Here is a 20,699-nt window from a genome sequence, read left to right as displayed (position 1 = left end):
TAACCTCCTCATTTTTTTTTCTTCACAAATATATTAACACTCACACCCACCTGAATCCCAAAAACATTATGAGTTGTTCCTGACAGCTTAGGATTTTTACGAACATTTCCTCCCAAGTCAAAGACATAGATTTGATCAAACTCCTTTTCTAGCTGCTGTCTCATCCCATCAAAGGCGATTTGGTCAATAAAACTGTTATTCGTCACAAAGGCGATAATTCCTTCATCACCTATTCTATCACTCGCCCAACGAATCGCTTTAACATAGGGATCGGACAGCGCATTTTTATTCGTTGCTTTTGAGGCTTTGGCGTAAGTTGCGGAAACAATATCATCAATTCCCGTTTTATTTTTGTTGGTATACTTGCGGTTTTTATTATTATCATTCTCATTCAACTGACCGACATTGTAGGGCGGATTTCCCAGAATCACAAACAGATTGGAATTTCTTTGTTTTTGAACCCGCTTCATGTTCTCCGGGCTAAATAAATTCAACTGTTGAACCGCCTGATCTTCAAACGTATCAACCAAACAAATCCCCTCAAAAGATTTGTACTCCCCAACCTGTTCAAAATACTCATGCTCAATATTCATCGAAGCAATATAATAAGGTAACAACATCACCTCATTACAATGTAATTCCTGTTCGTATTTATCAGGTAAAGCAGATTTTTGAATCTCTACAATTTCTCGCATCACCCGAATCAAAAAATTACCCGTTCCCACAAACGGATCGAGAATCTGTACACCTTTATCAACTAACGACTTTCCAAACTCCCTTTGTAAAATCTCCTCAACACTTTTCACCATAAAATTAACTATCGGTTGGGGTGTATAAACAATCCCATGAGTATCGGCTACTTTCACCGAAAACCCTTGAAAAAACTTCTCATAAATTGTATTGAGAAAATCCTGTTTCTGGGAATAATCATCAATCGTTGCTGCGGTTTCCTCTATCGCCCCATAAAACCGATCTAGCTTACTTAAAAAATGACTGCGACTAAAAGACTTAGACGTTAAAGCATTAATTACCGTTTCTATTTCTCTGGCGATAATATTCCGTTGGGAAAAATCGGGATTATCAAATACACTTCTAAAAATCCGTTCGGTCAATAAATGCTGAATCAACATTTCCTCAACCGCTTCTTCGGAAAGATTGGGGTTGATAGACTGGCGACAAAGTTGTAAGAAATTAGCAAACGCATCAATAAACCTTTTATTTTTCTGACTCTGTTCTCGAATTAATTCTAATAGGGCTGTGGCGTGTTCTTTAACCCGAAATCCAAACTCATCAACGGCTTTTTCCCATTGTTCAATCGCGGGCGGACGATATTCAAAAAACTGACGCACCACATCAACTAACATTTGCGGTTTAGTGATGTCTTCATCCATCACCAGTTTGCCATCTTGGTAAAGAATTGCGCGATTAGGTTGCTGAAAAATGATATTATCTTTGGGATACCCTACCGCAAATTTTTTCTTAATTTCTTTCTTTAAATCGTCTTTAATATCTTTTGCTTCCCAATAAGCCCGAGCCAAGTTATAGTCATCTACCAAAGCCCCATCTATCCGAATCGGCTGTTTTTTTGGTCGCTTGATCGCATATTGGGGGACTAAAGTCCATTGGAACTGCTGACCGCAGGACTCTAGCAACTGCTGAAATGCCGTTTGTACCGCCCCCTCGTGGTTCACTCCCAATTTCGCATACTGTTCTAAAGCTTGGTAGTAGGCTTTAATCGGTTTGTGAGTGGGTTTAAGATTGAGATTCGGCATATACAAACAGATGTCTAAGTCAATAATAATTTTACCGCATCGGGGTAAAGTACATCAGACAATTAACCCCGTGATTAAATAATTTACTTAAAAATGTGATGCACCTACAGATTTAAATCGGTATCATCTAAAATAACTTGGTTGAGTTTAGCGCCTTTGAGATTAACGCCTTTGAGATTGGCACCTTTTAAGTTAACTTGAAATAAGATTGCATCGCTTAAATCGGCACCGGATAAGTTCGCCCCTTCTAAATTAACCCGAATTAATTCGGCTTGACTGAGGTTGACTTTTTCTAAATTAGCTTGAGTTAAATTGGCGCGAGTAAAATCTATTCCGCGTAAATCGGTATCGGTAAAATTAACCTCTTGTAAACTGGCTTGGGTAAAATCTGCATGGCGTAAATCGGCATTCGTTAAATCGGATTGATCCAAATTTGCCCGAGTAAAATCGACTTTTCTCAAGTCCGCATTTTGCAGATTAACTTCTAATAAACTCGCTGCGGTTAAATTGGCTTCTCGTAAATCTACCCCTTCTAAATTCGAGTTATCTAGACAGGAACCCTTAAGATTAGCATGGGTTAAATCGGTATGTTTTAAGCACACTCTTTTTAAGTTTGCGCCGGATAAATTAACAGCCGATAGATTATTTTCGCTCAAATCAACACCGCTGAGATTAATCCCCGGAAGGGAAACATTTGGGGCAATTAAATAAGCCCCTCCCAAGCGTAAATCAATCTGGGCGGATAGGCGAGTATTGGGATCATAAATTGCCTTTTCCAGAATGGCTTCATTTAACAGGGCTTCTCGCAGATCTGCGCCGCTTAAATTTGCACCTGATAGATTGGCTCGACTGAGATTAGCGCCCGATAAATTTGCTTGAAATAAATTAACACCCCGAAGATTTGCGCCTTTGAGATCGGCACCGCTCAAGTCAACACCTGAGAGATTAACTTCTGATAAAAAAACATCGGGAGCCAATAAATAAGCCCCCGCCAGAGTGGGATTAATTTCTGGAGGAAATAACGTGCGATTGCTATAAACCGATCCTTTAAGAATAGCGGTAAATAATTGAGCGCCTCTCAAGTCAGCATCGCTGAGATTGGCACCGGTTAAATTGGCTCGATCTAAGTTCGCACCGACAAGATTTGCTTTTTTAAGACTCGCCTGAGTTAGATTCGCATTTGTGAGTTCAACGCCGACGAGAGTGGCTTCTCGTAAGTTTGCACCGGTGAGGTTTGCTCTTGTTAAATTGGCGAGATTCATAAACGCTTCAGACAACAAAGCTTTACTGAGATTCGCATCGCTTAAATCCGTTTCAATTAAATCCGCATAAATTAACAAAGCCTCACTCAGATTAATACCTCTAAGATTTAATCCTCGAAAATTAGCCCCCCGCAATTGCGCCCCGACTAAATTAGCGCCTTGGAGTTCTTTTTGTTGTAAACCGAGTTGTGAGAAAAAGTCGCCAACATTCATCTTTTAACCGAATTAAACAAAGGTAAAACCGGGAAATGAAAAACCCAAAATTACTGGGGTTTTCCCTCAATTTTTTCTTGCAAATCTTGCTATTTTGAGTTAAAATACTTGGGGACATGAGTTCAAAAAATCATCAATTTCTCTTGGAGAATCCTGTTGGGATATCCTGGAGTAAAAGATCGGCAGCATCAAGAACGCAAATTTATTAATTTAAGGCATACTGTACAAAAGAAGAAATCCGACGTTCGTTTTCCGATCAACAGGTTACTCCACCGCCCTCTATGAATCCGTCGAACTCAGATCACCCCGTTAAGCCTCAATCTGCTGATGCTCAACTGTCTACACCCTGTCAAATGAATCACCTCAATACCCGAACTCCCGAAGCACTTCTGCGGTTAAAAGAGGCGGCGATCGAAGCGGCTATTGATGGTATTGCTCTGCTGGAGAACGGTCGATATGTTTATCTCAATTCTCAGCATTTGCGGATTTTTGGCTATAACGATGCACAAGAGTTGATCGGTCAACCCTGGTTACTTCTCTACGAACCATCAGAAGCAAACCGTTTGCAACAGCAAGCCATCCCTATTTTAGAGTCTGTGGGTCATTGGCACGGAGAAGCGATCGCCAAACGCAAGGATGGCAGTACATTTGTACAAGAAGTTTCCCTAACTTATACCGAAGACCAAATCGTGATCTGCGTCTGTCGCGACATCAGCGATCGCTTTCAAGCAGAACAACAACAGGCTGACCTCCTCAAACAACTCACCCGCAGCAATGCGATTTTACAGGCTCAAATGGAAGCCTCCGATGAGGGGTTTTTGATGATTGACGACGATCGCCACGTCCTCTGTTATAACCAAAAATTTTGTCAACTGTGGCAGATTCCCCCCACCCTGATGAAACGGGGTAAAGACCCGGAATTATTAAGATATGTTTTGGATCAACTGGCTTCGCCGAAAGAGTTTATCGATCAAGTTGAATATGTATACCAACATCGAGACCTGATTATCGAAGACGAAATTCAGTTAAAAGATGGACGGATCTTTGAACGCTACGGGGCGCCGCTTCGCTCTCCATCGGGAGAGTATTATGGTCGAATTTGGTCTTTTCAAGATATTACCGACCGCAAAAAAATTGAAGCCGAACTGACCTTTTTCAAGTACATGGTCGAATGTAGCGGTGATGCGATCTCCTTTGCCGATGCTCAGGGAAAACACGCTTATCAAAATGCAGCTTTCTCCAAACTTTTTGAAGCCGAAACCGTTGAAGAATTCAATCAAGCGGGTGGAATTCCTTCGGCATTTTTGCGACCCGAAAAAGCGGTCGAAATTTTTCAAACGGTGATGCGGGGCGAGTCTTGGACGGGTGAACTGGTGCAGCGTTCTTGTCGGGGGAGACTGTTTAATAGCTTTGTGCGAGCAGATGGCTTGAAAAATAACTCGGGAGATTTATTAGGTCATATTGCGATTATTCGCGATATTAGCGATCGGATTGCGATGGAAGAACAATTAAGGGTTTCTCAACAGCGACTTTCTCTATTAGTTCAGCAAACACCCCTGGCGGTAATTGAGTGGAATAGTGAGTTTCGGGTGACGGCTTGGAACCCCGCAGCCGAGCGTATTTTTGGCTACACGGCTTCTGAAGCGATCGGACGCAATCTGGAATTTTTGGTTCCCGAATTTGAGCGACAACAAGTTAATCATGTCGTTGCCCATTTACTAACACAACACAATGGAAGTCATAGCATTAATCGTAACCTAACTAAAGAAAATCGTTTAATTATTTGTCAATGGTATAACACTCCCCTCGTTACCGCAGAAGGGGAATTAGTGGGAGTCGCATCGATGGCAATTGACATTACCGAACAAAAACGAATTCAAAGCGAATTACAGCGTTCTCAGGCGCAACTGCAAGCGATTTTAGATAATACACCCGTGGCGATTTATGTCAAAGATTTAGAAGGGCGCTACCAGCTAATTAACCGTGCGGTTGAAGAAATTTTTCAGGTGAAACAAGCGGACTGGATTGGCAAAACAGACGGGGAAGTTATGCCGGGTATAATTGCCGAATCTATACAAAATAATGATTTACAGGTGATTGTTCAAGGTCAACCGATTCATCTAGAAGAAACGGTTATTTCTGGGGGAGAGATGCGGCATTTTTTGGCGGTCAAATTTCCCTTATTAAACGAACATCATCAACCCTATGCTCTCTGCGGAATTTCCACCGAGATCACCGCTTTCAAACGGACTGAACAAGAACTCAAAACCCAAACGGATTTTCTGCAAAGTATTTGGGATAATATTAATTACGGTATCTTTGTTCTCGATGTGATTGATGACGGCGAAGATTTTCGGTTTGTGAGTTTTAATCCGGCTGCAATTCGAGCTTACAGTCAACAGCTAGACAACTTTATTGGTCAAACGCTCAAACAAGTTTGTTCCGAGGAAATGGCTAAAATTTTCCTCCCCCGTTATCGAGAAGTTGTTCGCCTGGGTGAGAGTATTTCCTTTGAGGAAAAATTTGTCAGCGAACATGATTTAACCTGGTGGTTTCTGACCCTTGCGCCTTTAAAAGATGTCGAAGGTAAAGTTTATAAAATTGTCGCGACTAGCGAAAATATTACCGAACGCAAACGCACAGAAGAAAAACTGAGAATGCAGCAAACTCAGATTAAGTATTTGCTCAATAATATTCCTCATATGGCTTGGTTAAAAAATAAACAAGGTCAATTTATTGCCGTGAATGAACCTCTGAGTCGGAGATTGGGGTTAACTCCCGAAAAAATGATTGGAAAAACCGATTCCGATCTTTTAAATGCGGAGTTTGCGCGAAAAATTCTTCGAGATAATCTGCAAGTTTTAGCCTCGGAAAAAACCCAACGTTTTGAAAAAAGAATTGTTGACGAGCGGGGTAAAACAAGCTGGCTAGAGATTTATAAAACTCCGATTTTGGGCGATAAAAATCAGACCATTGGTGTGGTTGGAATTGCCGTAGAAATTACCGATCGCAAACAAACCGAACAATACCTCAGACAACAAGCCAGACGAGAAAAAATCCTGAATCTACTGACAACACAAATCCGAAAATCTCTAAATTTTGATAAAATTTTACAGACAACTTTAGCCAGCGTTAAAGAATGTTTGGGTGTGGATCGCTGCGGGTTTTCCTTATATTATCCTCACGGGGAACAGCCTTACTGGGAAGTGATCGCAGAAGCCCGTAATCAAGATTTACCCGACTTTCAAGGGCGAATTTTTTCGGCCAGTGTGATCGCTCGAATAACCGAGAACGCCTTGGAGGGAGAAGCGATCAAAATTGTTAATGCCGATCTCGAACCCAATAGAGCCTTTAGACAAGTTTTAAAAGCGACAAAAACGAAATCTTTAGTCAGTATACCTCTAAGAAGATCGTCCGGTCAAATTGGCTTACTCACCTGTAGTATGCACCAGAATAAAACTCGCAACTGGACCGATGAAGAAGTGAGTTTACTAGAAGCGGTTGTCGAACAATTAGCCATTGCTTTAAAACAAGCCGAACTCTACGAACAAACTCGCACCAAAGCACAACAACTCGAACAAGCAATGGAAGAACTTCGCCGCACTCAGGCGCAAATGATCCAAAATGAAAAAATGTCTTCTTTAGGTCAACTGGTTGCGGGTGTCGCTCACGAAATCAACAATCCAGCAAGTTTTATTTATGGTAACTTAACCCACGCTCACGACTACGCCAACGATTTGTTAAAACTGATCGAACTCTATCAAACTCACTACCCCAACCCCCATCCCGAAATTGAAACCGAAATCGTTACCATTGACTTAGATTTTGTCATCGAAGACCTACCCAAACTGATTAATTCCATGCAAACGGGAGCGGAACGAATCAAAAAAATTGTTGAGTCACTGCGTACCTTTTCCCGTCTGGACGAAGCCGAATTAAAAACTATCGATCTCCACCAAAGTATCGATAGCACCCTAATGATCGTCGAGAGTCGTTTGTACAAAAAACCGAACCGTCCTGAGATTGGAATCATCAAAGAATATGGCAATATACCCCGGATCGAATGCTACGCCGGTCAACTCAATCAAGTCTTTATTAATATCTTCACCAACGCTATTGACGCCCTCGAAGAATCGATCTTAAAATTCATAGAAAATGGAGAAAGTTTCGATTATCCTCACATTCGGATTCACACCAAACTAACTGAAGATAATCAAGTCCTGATTTCCATCTCCAATAACGGTTTAGGAATTCCCCCAGAAATTCAACAGCGTGTCTTCGATCCCTTTTTTACCACCAAACCGGTCGGGAAAGGTACGGGGATGGGTTTATCGATTTGCTATCAAATTATCACCGAAAAACATGGCGGTTCGATTGAATGTATTTCTCAAACCGAACAGGGAACAGAATTTATCATCCGCATCCCCATCCGTCAATTCAGTACCAGTTTTAACAGTGAACAGTGAACAGTGACCAGTTTTTACAGTGAACAGTGACCAGTTTTTACAGACACCTGACCCTTACGGGTTCGCCAGTCGCTCTATGCGCGAACGAGCGCTCTCGTGGCATCGTTCCTTCAACTCTGAGAACCAGAGCAACGGACTTTGCGCTCTCGGCGGAAACCGCGCCCGCCGCAAGGCAAGCGCTCCACTTGGGGGGACCCCAAGACCGCGAGTCGCGAACCCGTACCACCGACAGTGAACAGGCGCGCGGCCGAACCCCGCTACTCCGAACACCGAATAGCCAGAGCATTGACTATTGAGCGGCCGATCATTTATAATTGAGTTATACAGTTTTTAAACTATTGCGATTCCCAAATAGTCCCCAGAGGGTCCAATGATAGTAGGTACTACAGAAGCAGCCCATATTTTAGAAATCTCTACCGCTCGACTGCGAGTTCTCCTGAGCGAAGGCCGAGTCCGAGGTGCTTATAAAACCGGGAAGATGTGGCTAATTCCCCTCTTTAACGGTAAACCCATTATTAAGCGAGGTACAAGAGGCCCCGATCCTCGTTGGCGCAATCCAAGATTGCCCGCTCAAACGATTGTTCACGTTAATTCTCAAAGAATTCGGCAAAATCAAAAACAACAGCAACAACTTCCCGTGATTACGGTCAAGAAGGGTAATACTAACGTTTATGGACATCAGGTCGAAATACTGGGAGGATGTCGTGTTGTCTATAGTCCCGATAAGCCGCTCAGTTGTGGTGCGAGGGTTTGGATTGAAACCCTAAATAAAGTGATGATCGTCGGTGAGTCAAAATCTCTTGATCTCCCCACACTTTTATGATGGCTATTCAACCGGGCTACTTGATATCAGTTGTCTGCGGGAAATGATCAATTAATTCGGAGGCGCGCCCCTACAGAATTGCCTGTTGCCGCCTGCGTTGCGCTATATTTTTTCGGGTTAGTCTTTAGAAAAACTGTAAATGGTTTGGGGTTCGAGGCGATCGCAAACTGAGGACGGAAATTCACTCAGAGAAAAGGTTTTTCGCTGAAGTTGTACTTTTAAATTCGCCAGCGGATCGACTCCCGGAGCGATGAGAAATTCTAACTTTTGAAGACCGGGGGAAGTAATCATTTGATCGAGAATTTTAGCGATCGCTTCGATATAAGGATGATCCGTTTGTTCGTACCAATCCGAACTCGCCGCATCGGGTTGATCCAAACCCAAATGAAACGTTAAAGATGCCCGATGAAACAAAGCCGTCGCCACCGGACGCCGTTCTTCTTGTAATAATAAATCGTGACTTCTAGCCAGATCAGAAAGTTTTTCTAAGCGATCGGAAAGTTCGTGGAGTCGGGCGGCAGATTTCAACACCGCAGGAGTCGCCGGCGTATCCGAAGTTAACTCTTCCTTCAACGACTCGACACCCGTTTCATCCCATTGCATCGCCACCGTCACCAAATAAGTTTGAATCAACAAATGACCCAATTTTTTCGCTTTGGTTGCCAAATAAACCGAATTATAATCCGTCGCTTCAATCAACAACGGTACGCGATCGACAATTTCAATCCCATAACCTTTTAAGCCGGCAATTTTCCGGGGATTATTGGTAATCAAGCGAATCTTTTTCACGCCAATATCATTTAAAATTTGCGCTCCCATGCCATAATTTCGCAAGTCGGCCGGAAATCCCAAACGTTCATTCGCTTCGACCGTATCCAATCCCAAATCTTGCAAAGAATAAGCTTTTAACTTATTAATCAAACCAATTCCTCGGCCTTCCTGCCGCAGATAAACCACCACACCCGAACCCGCCTGTTCGATCATTTTCAAGGCACTTTGTAACTGCATCCGACAATCACAGCGCAACGATCCAAACGCATCTCCGGTCAAACATTCCGAATGAACCCGCACCATCACCGGCATATCCTTAAACCGCATCGGATCGCCTTTAATAATCGCGACGTGTTCCGATTTATCAAGAGTATTGCGATAGGCATAAATCAAAAAATCACCAAACTGAGTTGGCAATTTGGCAACCGATTCGCGATGAATAAAGCGATCGTGAATGAGGCGATAACTAATCAGATCGGCAATGCTAATCAGTTTGAGATCGTGAACCTGAGCGTACTCAATTAACTCCGGCAAACGAGCCATCGAACCATCGGGGTTTTGAATTTCGCAAATCACCCCCCCCGGATACAACCCCGCCAACCGAGCCAAATCGATCGCCGCTTCGGTGTGGCCCGCCCGTTTCAAAACGCCCCCATCTCGCGCCCTCAAGGGGAAAATATGGCCCGGTCGTCGTAAATCTTGAGGACGAGTTGAGGGGTTGATCGCCACTTGGATCGTCCGGGCGCGATCTTCGGCGGAAATCCCGGTGCTGACCCCCATCGCCGGGGACGCATCGATACTGACGGTAAAGGCGGTTTGGTTGCTGTCGGTGTTGTTAGCCACCATCAGGGGTAAATCCAGTTGATCGAGGCGATCGCCTGTGAGGGCCAGACAAATTAATCCTCGCCCGTGAACCGCCATAAAATTAATCATGTCGGGGGTGGCAAACTGAGCGGCGCCAATGAGATCGCCTTCATTTTCCCGATTTTCATCATCGACGACGACAATAGAACGTCCGGCTTTCAAGTCAGCGAGGGCGGCTTCGATGGAGTCGAATTTAAAGGGTTGAGTTGGATGGTTTGTAGAGGACACGGAGTCGTTCACACCTTTTCGGCTGTCAATTTAGCTTATTTTGATTGTAACGGTTTGACTGAATCCCGGCACCGCTCGGTTAACAATCGTTCCTGGAATAGCTTAGGATGAAAATGTGTAAATTATCTTAAATCTTTCCATAAACCGCCGATCGCCGACATCAAAATTAAGCTGAGATTAAATTTATAGTCCGTCTCCTCTTGCAGCTATGCCTGTCAATCCCGTGCGTCGTCTACTCACTCTCCAACTCAGGATGCCCTTACAACTGATCTTGATCGTACCCTTTGCGATTCAGATTGTCGCCGTTGTGGGGTTAACCGGATATCTCGCCCACCGCAACGGTCAAAAAGCCGTTCAGGATTTGGCGAGTCAGTTGATGGATGAACTCGGCGATCACGTGAACGAACGGCTCAACAATTATCTCGAAGAACCCCTGCTGATTACCCAGATTAATACGGATGCGGCTCGGATCGGACAACTGGCGCTGAAAAATTTATCGGTGATTGAAAACCGCTTTATTTTGCAAATGCAGCGCTTTGAGTCGGTTCAAGAAATTTATCTCGGTACCGCAGACGGAGATTATCTTGGGGTTTCTCGCACTCCCGAATCTTCTTTGGGGAGTTTTGCGTCTCAAGGCTACTATCAAGGGTTGTTAAAGCAGCGCGACCCCTTAGTTGAACGCATTTCTCCCCTGAAATCCCTCGATGATTTTGACCCTCGCACTCGACCTTGGTATAACGCAGCCCTTAAAAGGGGACAAGCCACCTGGAGTCCGATTTACCCTTTTATTCGCGGAGAATTTGGGATAACAGCCGTTCAACCGTTTTACGATCGCGGTGGAAATTTACAAGGGGTGATGGCGGTTGATTTGATTTTAACGGTGTTGAGTGATTTTCTTCGCCGTTTAAAATTAACGCCTTCGGGGGAAATTTTTATTTTGGAACGTTCGGGGGAATTGGTGGCGACTTCGACCTATGAACCGCTTTATCAGATTAACCCGGATAATGCTCAAGAGTTTAGAATTCCAGGCGTAGAAAGTCAAGATCCTTTGACTCGGGCGACCATTAAACATTTAATTGAATCGGTCGGTTCTCTCGGTGATATTAATCAAGTTGAGCAATTGGATTTTAAAATAAACGGTGAACGGCATTTTTTAGAAGTGTCGCCCTATTCTGATGGTTATGGGTTGGATTGGTTGATTGTTGTTGTGGTTCCCGAAGCCGATTTTATGGGGCAGATTAATGCCAGTCGTCGCACGACTATTATACTTTGTTTGGGGGCTTTGGGATTGGCGACCGGCTTGGGTTTGTTTACTTCTCGTTGGATCGCCAGACAAATTTTACAACTGGCTCGGGCGACTCAGGCGATCGCTTTTGGACAGCTAGATCAAACGGTTCATTCGGCTCGGGTGAGCGAATTGGAAGTGTTAGCCGAGTCGTTTAATCAGATGGCGCGTCAGTTAAAATCGGCGTTTGAGGTGTTAGAAATTCGGGTCGAAGAACGGACGACACAACTCAAAGATGTTAATCAACTGTTGCGGGAGGAAATTTGGGAGCGAAAACAGGTGGAAAGGGCGTTAAGATTGTCTGAAAATAAGTTTTCTAAGGCGTTTCATAGCAACCCCAATCCGAGTTTGATTACTCGTTTAATTGATGGGTATATTCTCGAATTTAATGAGAGTGCGCTGAAATTTTTCGGTTATACCTCGGTTGAGGTTGCCAATAAAAATACATTGGAGTTGAAAATTTGGGCGGATTCTGAAGATCAAGAACGCATTTTTGAACAACTCGACCGACAGGGGATTATTCGCAGTTTTGAATCTAATTTTATCACCAAATCGGGAGAGATTCGCATCGGGTTATACTCGGCAGAATTGATCGATTTAAACGGACAAACTTGTGTTTTAAGTATTATTCACGATATCACCGAACGCAAACAAACGGAATTGACCCTACAAAATCGCTCTCAAATTGACCATTTAATTAGCCGGATTTTTCAGCAGTTTGTTGACCAAGATGTGAACACGGCGATTAATTTTGCTCTGGCTGAAATTGGTAAACTAACCCACAGCGATCGCTGTTATGTGGTTCAATATGCAGATCGAGAACGACAGTATATTAAAATGACTCACGAGTGGTGTAATGAAAATATTCCCTCGGTTATGGAAAAAGTACAAGAAATGTCGGTTAAACCGCTCAGTTGGAGTTATCAACAGCTTCAAAATAATAATATTATACACCTTCCCAATCTCGAAGATTTACCCTCTGAAGCGATCAATGAAAAACGGAATTGGAAACTTGAAGGAACTCAATCGGTTTTGGCGGTTCCGATGATTAGCACCGGAGAAATTGTCGGTTCAGTTGGTTGTAGCATGGTGCGTTGTACTAAAGAATGGAGTCCCGAAGAAATCAAGTTAATTCAACGAGTGGGGGAGATGATTCCGATTGGTTTAGAACGAGATATCGCCGAACAAAAACTTAAAGAAAGTCAAGAACGATTGGCGGGAATTTTAGATAATGCAGAAGATGCGATTATTTCTGTAGATGAAGATCAAAATATTCTACTGTTTAATCACGGCGCTGAAAAGATTTTTGGCTATTCTCCTGCTGAAGCCATTGGTCAATCTTTAGATATGCTTCTCCCGATGAAAGCGCGAACTGTTCATCATCAATATGTGGGTGATTTTTCTCGTTTAGAATGTCAATCTCGCAAAATGGGTGAACGTTCGAGGGAAGTTTGTGGACGGCGAAAAAGTGGCGAAGAATTCCCCGCAGAAGCTTCGATTTCTAAGTTAAAAATCCGTGACGGTTGGATTTATACCGCTATTTTAAAAGATATTACTCAGCGCAAACAAGCGGAAATGGTGTTAGAACAAGCTAAAGACGCTGCGGAAGCCGCAAACCGGGCGAAAAGTGAATTTTTGGCAAATATGAGCCACGAATTACGAACGCCTTTAAATGCGATTCTGGGCTTTTCTCAACTGATGAGTCGCGATCCTTCTCTGACACCCGACCAACAAAACAGTCTGAATATTATTAACAGTAGCGGCGAACATTTACTCACATTAATTAATAGTATTTTGGATCTGTCTAAAATCGAAGCGGGACGGATGACCTTAAATGAAAATAGTTTCGATTTGCACCGATTGCTGAATAGTTTAGAAAAAATGCTACATTTAAAAGTGGCAACTAAGGGGTTATCTCTGGAATTTGAGCGGGAAGAAAACGTTCCCCAATTTATTAAAACCGACGAAAGTAAACTGCGTCAAGTTTTAATTAATTTGCTCGGAAATGCGATAAAATATACCGAAAAAGGCGGGGTAAGTTTACGAGTTCAACAAGAAAATTTGCCCGATGACTCCCCAGAAGATACGGTTAATCTCGTCTTTGAAATCAGCGATACCGGAACCGGAATCGCCCCGGAAGAAATCCCGACAATATTTGACGCCTTTGTACAAACCGCAACCGGACGAAAATCTCAACAGGGTACCGGTTTAGGATTACCCATTAGCCGTAAATTTGTACAAATGATTGGCGGCGATATTACCGTAAAAAGTATATTGGGTTCGGGAACAACTTTTAAGTTTAATATTCGAGTGACTCCCACAGACGCCTGCGATATTAGACGGGAAAAACCCTCTCAAACCGCCATCGGTTTAGAATCGGGTCAGCGGGATTATCGAATATTAGTGGTAGACGATCAATGGCAAAATCGGGAACTGTTATCGCGGTTATTAATCTCCGTTGGTTTTCAAGTCAAAGAAGCAGAAAACGGTCAAGAAGCTGTCGAAATTTGGAACAGTTGGCGACCGGATTTTATTTGGATGGATATGCGAATGCCAATTTTAGATGGATATGAAGCCACCCAACAAATTCGGGCGTCTTCAGAAGGGGATAAAGTGGTGATTGTCGCCCTGACCGCCAGCGCCTTTGAACAAGATCGGGGGGCGGTTTTAGAAGCGGGATGTAATGATTTTGTCGGGAAACCGTTTCGAGAAGAAATTATCTTTGAAAAGCTGGCTTACTATTTGGGGGTGCGGTATATTTATCAACCGAAAACTCCATCAAATGATTTGAATCCCAGTTCAAATTCTGAAGAAATTCTAGAGAAAATTGAACCCGTACACTTGCAGATGATGTCGCAAGACTGGCTAACGCAAATGCAACAAGCCGCTTTGGTGGGTCGGGATGGACAAATGTTAGAGTTAATTCAAGCTATCCCCCCAAGCCACAGTTCTGTCGCCAAAGCCTTAACCCAAATGGTCGAAAATTTTGAATTTGACCGCATTGTAGAGTTAATCAGTCCCGAAATTCACCCCGAAGAATAGCAAAAAATACCGGGTTGTAGAGTAAAATAACAACAAAGTCGAGATCAATAAAGTCTGTGCGATCGCCTGGGATAATCAAGAGGTGAGATGGATTGATTTTATCGGTGAGCCTTTTGGTAATCGATGATTCAAACAAGGTCAGCCGTTCAATCATCTAGACCCCTTTCAACGAAGGAGAAGCCTGAGTTAAGCTAGAACTGTAGCAGTACATCTGCTTTCGGTTCAACAGGGTTTTGACTCCCGTACACTCGGCTAGCTATCCTCATCAAAGCTTGGTTTGTCTGACCCCGATCCGATCGAGTTGTGAATTGGTATAGAGAAGTGTACCTGAGTCACAGATCTATCCCGATTGACGGCTAAAATTGATTCAGGGGGTCAATTCTTACCATAATTGCAAATTTACTCATCCGATGACTCACAATCCCATTCGGGACTACAAAGCTGATATCCTGATTGTTGATGATACCCCGAACAACCTGCGCGTTTTATCTTCAATACTGCAAGAGCAGGGGTATGAAATTCGCAAGGCTGTTAACGGAAAAATGGCGATCCGCTCCGTGCAAGCTGACCCGCCAGACCTCGTGTTGCTGGATATAAAAATGCCGGATATGGATGGCTATGAGGTGTGTTCGGAGTTAAAAGCGATCGAAGCCACTCGCGATATTCCCGTCATTTTCTTGAGCGCTTTAGATGATGTGTTTAATAAAGTGTTGGCGTTTCAAGTCGGTGGGGTTGATTACATTACCAAGCCTTTCCAAGTTCAAGAAGTGTTGGTGCGGGTGAAAACTCATCTCACCCTGCGGCGCCTGACCAAAGACCTGGAATTGCGGGTACAAGAACGAACCACAGAATTAACCCACACCCTCGATGAGTTACAACACACTCAGGTTCAACTTGAAGATTCCCTGCGAGAATTGATACACGCTCGCGATGTCGCCGAAAAAGCCTCTCAGGTGAAAAGTCAATTTCTGGCGATGATGAGCCACGAGTTGCGAACCCCCCTGAATGCGATCATCGGTTACAGTCAATTGCTGGAAATGGAAGCCCAAGAGCAACAGCTTGAGGAGTTTATTCCCGATCTCCAACAAATTAGCCACGCCGGACACGATCTGTTAGAAATTTTTAGCAATATTTTAGAAATGTGTCAAATCGAGACGGGGAAACAACAGTTTCATCTCCATGAATTTGACGTGAAAGGATTAATTGATGAAGCGATCGCCAAAGTTCAACCTTTGGCCGAAAAAAATAATAATACTTTAACGGTTGAGTATATTAACGATCCGGGTTGGATGTACACCGATCGCGTCTGGATGCGCCAGTGCGTTTTACAACTGCTCAGTAATGCTTGTAAATTTACCCGCAACGGGATGATTACCTTGAGTCTCGAACGCCTCGACCAACACCCATTCAAAACCGAAAGTTCTAAAGAAAATCACGTTAATTCTGCTGAGGGTTTGGCGGATGTGTTATTAGTAAAGTGCAGCGATACGGGAATTGGGATTCAAGCCGAGTATTTATTGCAAATTTTTGAACCGTTTTTTCAGGTCGATACCTCCACGACTCGCAAGTATGGCGGCGTCGGACTGGGTTTGGCGATCGCCAAAAGCTTATCTCAACTGATGGGAGGAGATCTCAACGTTGAAAGCGTTTTTGGTCAAGGATCAATTTTTACCCTCTGGCTACCGGTTCAACTTCCCGAGTCTGCATCAAAATTTTAATTTTGAACTCTTCTAAATAGTGCCTAGTTTCAATCAAAGCTATGAGCGAAAATCAAACCGAACATCATAAAATTAGCATTTTGATAGTAGATGATACGCCGAATAATTTGCGGTTTTTGTCGAGTATGTTGTTAGAGCAGGGGTACGAAGTTCGCAAGGCGATTAATGGACAAATGGCGTTAAGATCGGCTCAAGCGGAACCGCCCGATTTGATTTTGTTGGATGTTAGAATGCCGGATATGAGCGGTTATGAAGTTTGTCATGCGTTGAAAGCCGAAGGAAAAACTCGCGAAATTCCGGTGATTTTCTTGAGCGCTCTTAATGATGAAAAAGATAAGGTGATCGCCTTTGAAATGGGAGCGGTAGATTATGTGACTAAACCCTTTCAATTTCAAGAGGTTTTAGCCCGGGTAAAAACCCATCTAACCATTCAACATCAACGCCTGCTTTTAATGGAGCAAAAAGCCCGGTTAGAACAGGAAGTTAAAGCCCGGACTGAAACAGAATTAGCCCTAAAAAAAGCCAACCAAGAACTCCACCATCTCGCCACAATTGATAGTGTGACTCATGTGGCTAACCGCCGCCGTTTTGATGAATATCTTAATGAACAGTGGCAAAGATTAACTTTAGAAAAAAACGGAATTTCTATAATTTTATGCGAAATTGATGAATTTAATGCTTATGTTAAAACCAATGGCGATCCTTCTGCTGATGAATGTTTGCGAACCGTAGCTTGGGCAATTTGTCGCCCCATTAAACCCGCTAAAAATTTAGTTGCTCGTTATAGCGATGCGAAATTTGGCTTAATTTTACCCCAGACAACCGTCGCCGAAGCCTTTAGAGTTGCCGAACAAATTCGCACAGAAGTTGCTCAACTCAAACTTCATCATGCTTCGGCTAAAGAGAGTCCTTATATTACCCTAAGTTTGGGGGTAAGTAGTATCATTCCGAGCAATAAATCTCAACCGAAAATGTTGATTGAAAATGCAGATCGGGGACTCCAAGAAGCAAGCACACAAGGCTATAACCGCACCGTGATTCATCAGTAATATTATATCCGATTCATCAATAATTGTCATCTGGGGGCGGGTTTTAGAGTCACCACCTCACCAGTGATCTAGGGGCGGGTTCAGCAATTATTTGTGTTTTCCCACTCTCAACTTATATAAACCCGCCCTCTCCCCATCAAGAATTAATCAACCGGAGAGCGTCAAATTGGAACCTTATCGATCGCTCCGAGTCGGAGTTATTAAGAGCAGATCTCCAAACAATAACTCCGATGAATTTTGATATCTTTGATGAAAATTATTATCTCAAAAAATATCCGTTTTTGCAACCCGCTATCGAACAAGGTATTATTCAATCCGGCTTAGATCACTTCCAACGTTTTGGGTTACAACTGGGGTTAACAGGCGTTTCTCGCTACTACGATGAAGCCTATTATTTGGAAAAAAATCCCGATGTTGCCGGTGCGGTGAATGCGGGAATATTTCCTTCCGGACTGGCTCATTTTATTGAAATTGGCTACGAACAAGAAGGGCGAACTCAAATTTCTTCGGATTACAATGATTTTGTTTATCGAGAAACGAATCTAGATCTAATCCCTTTTATCAAAACTTATCCTTCAGAAGCACCCCGTCCTTTTCGCAATGGCTTAGAACATTTTCTCAAATTTGGCGCCGAAGAAGGACGCTACAGCAACTCGTTTTTTGAAGCCGAATATCTCGCCCGATATCCGAATATTATACCCGCTATTGAGTCGGGACTTTTGAGAACCGGACGGGATCATTATGAACAATTTGGACAATTTGAAGAAGGACGAAAAGCAACTTTTATCGGAACTTCTAATAATGATACTTTAGAAGGTTTTGGAGTCGGTGAAGTTGAATTGATAGGAATCACTGTAGGTTTAGATGCCGAGGGCGATCGCATTTATAGAGTTGGCGGAAATCTGGGACAAGATATGTTAACGGGAAGTTCCGCTTCGGATACATTTGTCATTGGCGCAGAAACTCCTTTCTTCATTGGCCGAAATAATTATGTCAGAGAACTCCCGCCAAAAGACTTTTATTACAATCATTTTAATCCCGGAGGTCTAGCGATCATTAGAAATTATGACCCCAATAATGATTTTATCAAACTCGGTCATAACAGCCCGGATTATTACGACTTTTTACCCTTCCCCTACTTGAATCGAACAACTCCCGATTCCCTCTGGATTACCAGTAATAATAACCGGGGTTTGGCAATTATTGAAGGAATTACCGATGTTAATGATTTGAATCTGATTTATGGAAATAAAGCCGCAGTTGAACGAAACTTTTTTGAGGATAATTATCTGGTCGAAAATCCCGATGTTGATGCCTTAGTAGAAGCCGGAAATTATCGTTCGGGTTTGGATCATTACGAACAAGTCGGTCAATTTGATGCGGAACGTTCGGCCACATTTATCGGCACACCCGGCAATGATATTGTTACCGCTTTTGGCATCGGTTCTCATCAGATTTTCGGTGTCGATGCCGTGCAAAGTTTGTATGAATTTGCCACGCCCAGAGGAGTTTCTTACACCAGCGACGGTAGCGGCGAATTTGATACCTTAATTGGCAGTTCGGGAACGGATACTTTTGTTTTTGGTGATATCCTATTAACTTATAACGAAGGTCTGCAACTACAGCAATTGTATCAGGGAGAAGGAGAAGCACTCATTCAAGACTTTAATCAAGAACAGGGAGATCAAATTAAATTTCTAACAATACTCGATGAAACCTACAGTGTTTTGCCTTCTGGGGATGATTTAGTGGTGGCAATTGCAGGGGATAGGATAGCGGTTCTCGATGGAGGTGCAGACCTAACATTAGCGCCCGTGAGTGTGTTAGAAGATAACTTAGGATGGTATAAAATCATTACTCTGGCTTAATCGCCGAACCTAAAAAAAAGTAGAGACGTGTTCTCATAGCACATCTCTACTTTTTCGGGAGTTAAACCCGATTAGTATTTGTCGTAAGAGCGGTTAAAAAAGTTATTGGAATTTGAGTTAGAATTCCGGCTAGAAACTCGGCTAGAAACTCGGCTAGACTTACGTTCAGAAACTCGCTCGGAATTACGCTCAGAAACTCGGGTTTCGGTGTCGTCGTCTGTGGTTTTGTCAGCGCTATTAGAATTGCGGTTTTCTCCTCGGTTTCCAACTCGGTTGTAAATTCGGGTAGAACTTCCGGTTTTAGCGGTGTTATCTTCGCTATTGTCGGCGGTTTTAGCGGTGTTATCTTCGCTGTTGTCGGGGGTTTTATCGGCGGTTTTAGCGGTGTTATCTTCGCTGTTGTCGGGTGTTTTAGCGGTGTTATCTTCGTTGTTGTCGGGTGTTTTAGCGGTGTTATCTTCGTTGTTGTCGGGTGTTTTAGAAGTGCTGTTGTCGGGGGTGTTTTTTCTGCTGTTATCGGTTCTGTTATCGGTTTGAGTGGGATTAACCATTTGGGAATAAGCACTTGCAGAATAGTCATGGGTAAAGTAAATATGACCCAAAGTTTTATCCTGATAAGTGCGTTTGGTAAACCGCCAACCGGGTTCTAAAACAATCTTGACAAAGCCATTAGACATACCATTAGTTCGACCAATAACAATGGGTTCACTGTAGGGATTATCCCGAGAAGTTGCAACTAATAAAATCTCACCGCCCAAACCTCGAACACTGAGACTGTGAGACAGGGCTAAATCTTCGCCTCCCATGCGAACAGAATAGCCGTTACTATCGGTTGCCCGACCACAAATTCCGGTAAAATCAAAGTTGAGTAATAACGGATCAACTTGAATGGGATTGCTACCACTTTCGCTCCAACAGGGTGTGGTATTAGAAACCTGTTCAACAATAACTAATGAATACCCATAAGTACGAGGAACAGCCATCGCCACATACCGTTCTTGTTCGACTTCTTTTTGACCAAATTGAACTGCAAAAGCTTCAGAGGCGACATTTACAGTGGATAAAACGGTCAGGGCGAGCGCTGCAAAAGTTCGTTGAAATGCACGTTTCATAGCAGGAGAAAACCTCAATAAATGTGTTCAAAATCTCTACACTATTAACCCAGTGGCAATAGTCTAGACGTTAACAAGGTTGATAGAGAAACTTAGATTAGAGAACGATGTGAACGGAACTGAATGGCTGAATAATTTGCTTTTTCGGATTCATTTCAATGAGATCAGAAGGTTTTTGATTTTTAACTATAAATAGAATCCGAACGACCAAAAAACAGTCAAATTT

At 43.1% G+C, this 20,699-nt stretch carries 10 protein-coding genes; 6 read left to right on the top strand and 4 right to left on the bottom strand.

Translation table 11 applies throughout. The annotated features are described in order from the left end of the window. Positions 1-8: 8 nt before the first annotated feature. Positions 9-1,772, bottom strand: coding sequence for an N-6 DNA methylase (locus ACL6C3_RS22340; RefSeq protein WP_413161266.1), 1,764 nt, complete (start codon positions 1,770-1,772; stop codon positions 9-11). A 104-nt stretch (positions 1,773-1,876) separates the two neighbouring features. Continuing rightward, positions 1,877-3,247, bottom strand: a complete 1,371-nt coding sequence (locus ACL6C3_RS22335; RefSeq protein ID WP_413161265.1) for a pentapeptide repeat-containing protein — start codon at positions 3,245-3,247, stop codon at positions 1,877-1,879. Positions 3,248-3,528: 281 nt separating this feature from the next. Here ACL6C3_RS22335 and ACL6C3_RS22330 point away from each other — a divergent pair, with 281 nt between their 5' ends. Both ACL6C3_RS22330 and ACL6C3_RS22325 read left to right on the top strand, forming a co-directional pair. Next, positions 3,529-7,713, top strand: coding sequence for a PAS domain S-box protein (locus ACL6C3_RS22330; RefSeq protein WP_413161264.1), 4,185 nt, complete (start codon positions 3,529-3,531; stop codon positions 7,711-7,713). A gap of 370 nt (positions 7,714-8,083) precedes the next feature. Beyond that, positions 8,084-8,536, top strand: a complete 453-nt coding sequence (locus tag ACL6C3_RS22325; RefSeq protein ID WP_413161262.1) for a DNA-binding protein — start codon at positions 8,084-8,086, stop codon at positions 8,534-8,536. 117 nt (positions 8,537-8,653) lie between these two features. Here ACL6C3_RS22325 and ribBA read toward each other — a convergent pair whose 3' ends face one another. Continuing rightward, positions 8,654-10,399 carry a bifunctional 3,4-dihydroxy-2-butanone-4-phosphate synthase/GTP cyclohydrolase II gene (gene ribBA, locus ACL6C3_RS22320; RefSeq protein ID WP_413161260.1) on the bottom strand — a complete coding sequence of 582 codons (1,746 nt, stop codon included), beginning with the start codon at positions 10,397-10,399 and terminating at the stop codon, positions 8,654-8,656. 208 nt (positions 10,400-10,607) lie between these two features. On the opposite strand from ribBA, the gene ACL6C3_RS22315 reads away from it, so the two are divergent. The 4 genes from ACL6C3_RS22315 to ACL6C3_RS22300 all read left to right on the top strand — a co-directional run bounded on the left by ACL6C3_RS22315 (position 10,608) and on the right by ACL6C3_RS22300 (position 19,361). Continuing rightward, a complete protein-coding gene (locus ACL6C3_RS22315) occupies positions 10,608-14,726 on the top strand; it encodes a PAS domain S-box protein (protein WP_413161258.1) in 4,119 nt (1,372 codons plus the stop codon). Positions 14,727-15,136: 410 nt separating this feature from the next. Continuing rightward, on the top strand, positions 15,137-16,444 hold the full coding sequence (locus ACL6C3_RS22310; protein ID WP_413161257.1) for a hybrid sensor histidine kinase/response regulator: 1,308 nt from the start codon (positions 15,137-15,139) through the stop codon (positions 16,442-16,444). Positions 16,445-16,485: 41 nt separating this feature from the next. Further along, positions 16,486-17,493, top strand: a complete 1,008-nt coding sequence (locus ACL6C3_RS22305; protein WP_413161255.1) for a diguanylate cyclase domain-containing protein — start codon at positions 16,486-16,488, stop codon at positions 17,491-17,493. A 230-nt stretch (positions 17,494-17,723) separates the two neighbouring features. After that, positions 17,724-19,361 carry a hypothetical protein gene (locus tag ACL6C3_RS22300; RefSeq protein WP_413161253.1) on the top strand — a complete coding sequence of 546 codons (1,638 nt, stop codon included), beginning with the start codon at positions 17,724-17,726 and terminating at the stop codon, positions 19,359-19,361. A 71-nt stretch (positions 19,362-19,432) separates the two neighbouring features. Here the strand turns inward: ACL6C3_RS22300 and ACL6C3_RS22295 are convergent, their stop codons facing one another. Further along, complete coding sequence (locus ACL6C3_RS22295) at positions 19,433-20,473, bottom strand: DUF3747 domain-containing protein (RefSeq protein ID WP_413161252.1); 1,041 nt, start codon at positions 20,471-20,473, stop codon at positions 19,433-19,435. Positions 20,474-20,699: the final 226 nt, after the last annotated feature.

Origin of the sequence: Capilliphycus salinus ALCB114379 (assembly GCF_047276495.1) — a bacterium.
Taxonomy (GTDB): Bacteria; Cyanobacteriota; Cyanobacteriia; order Cyanobacteriales; family Microcoleaceae; genus Capilliphycus; species Capilliphycus salinus.
Note: the sequence above shows the minus strand (reverse complement) of the source record. Positions and strands in the feature narration are given on the sequence as shown.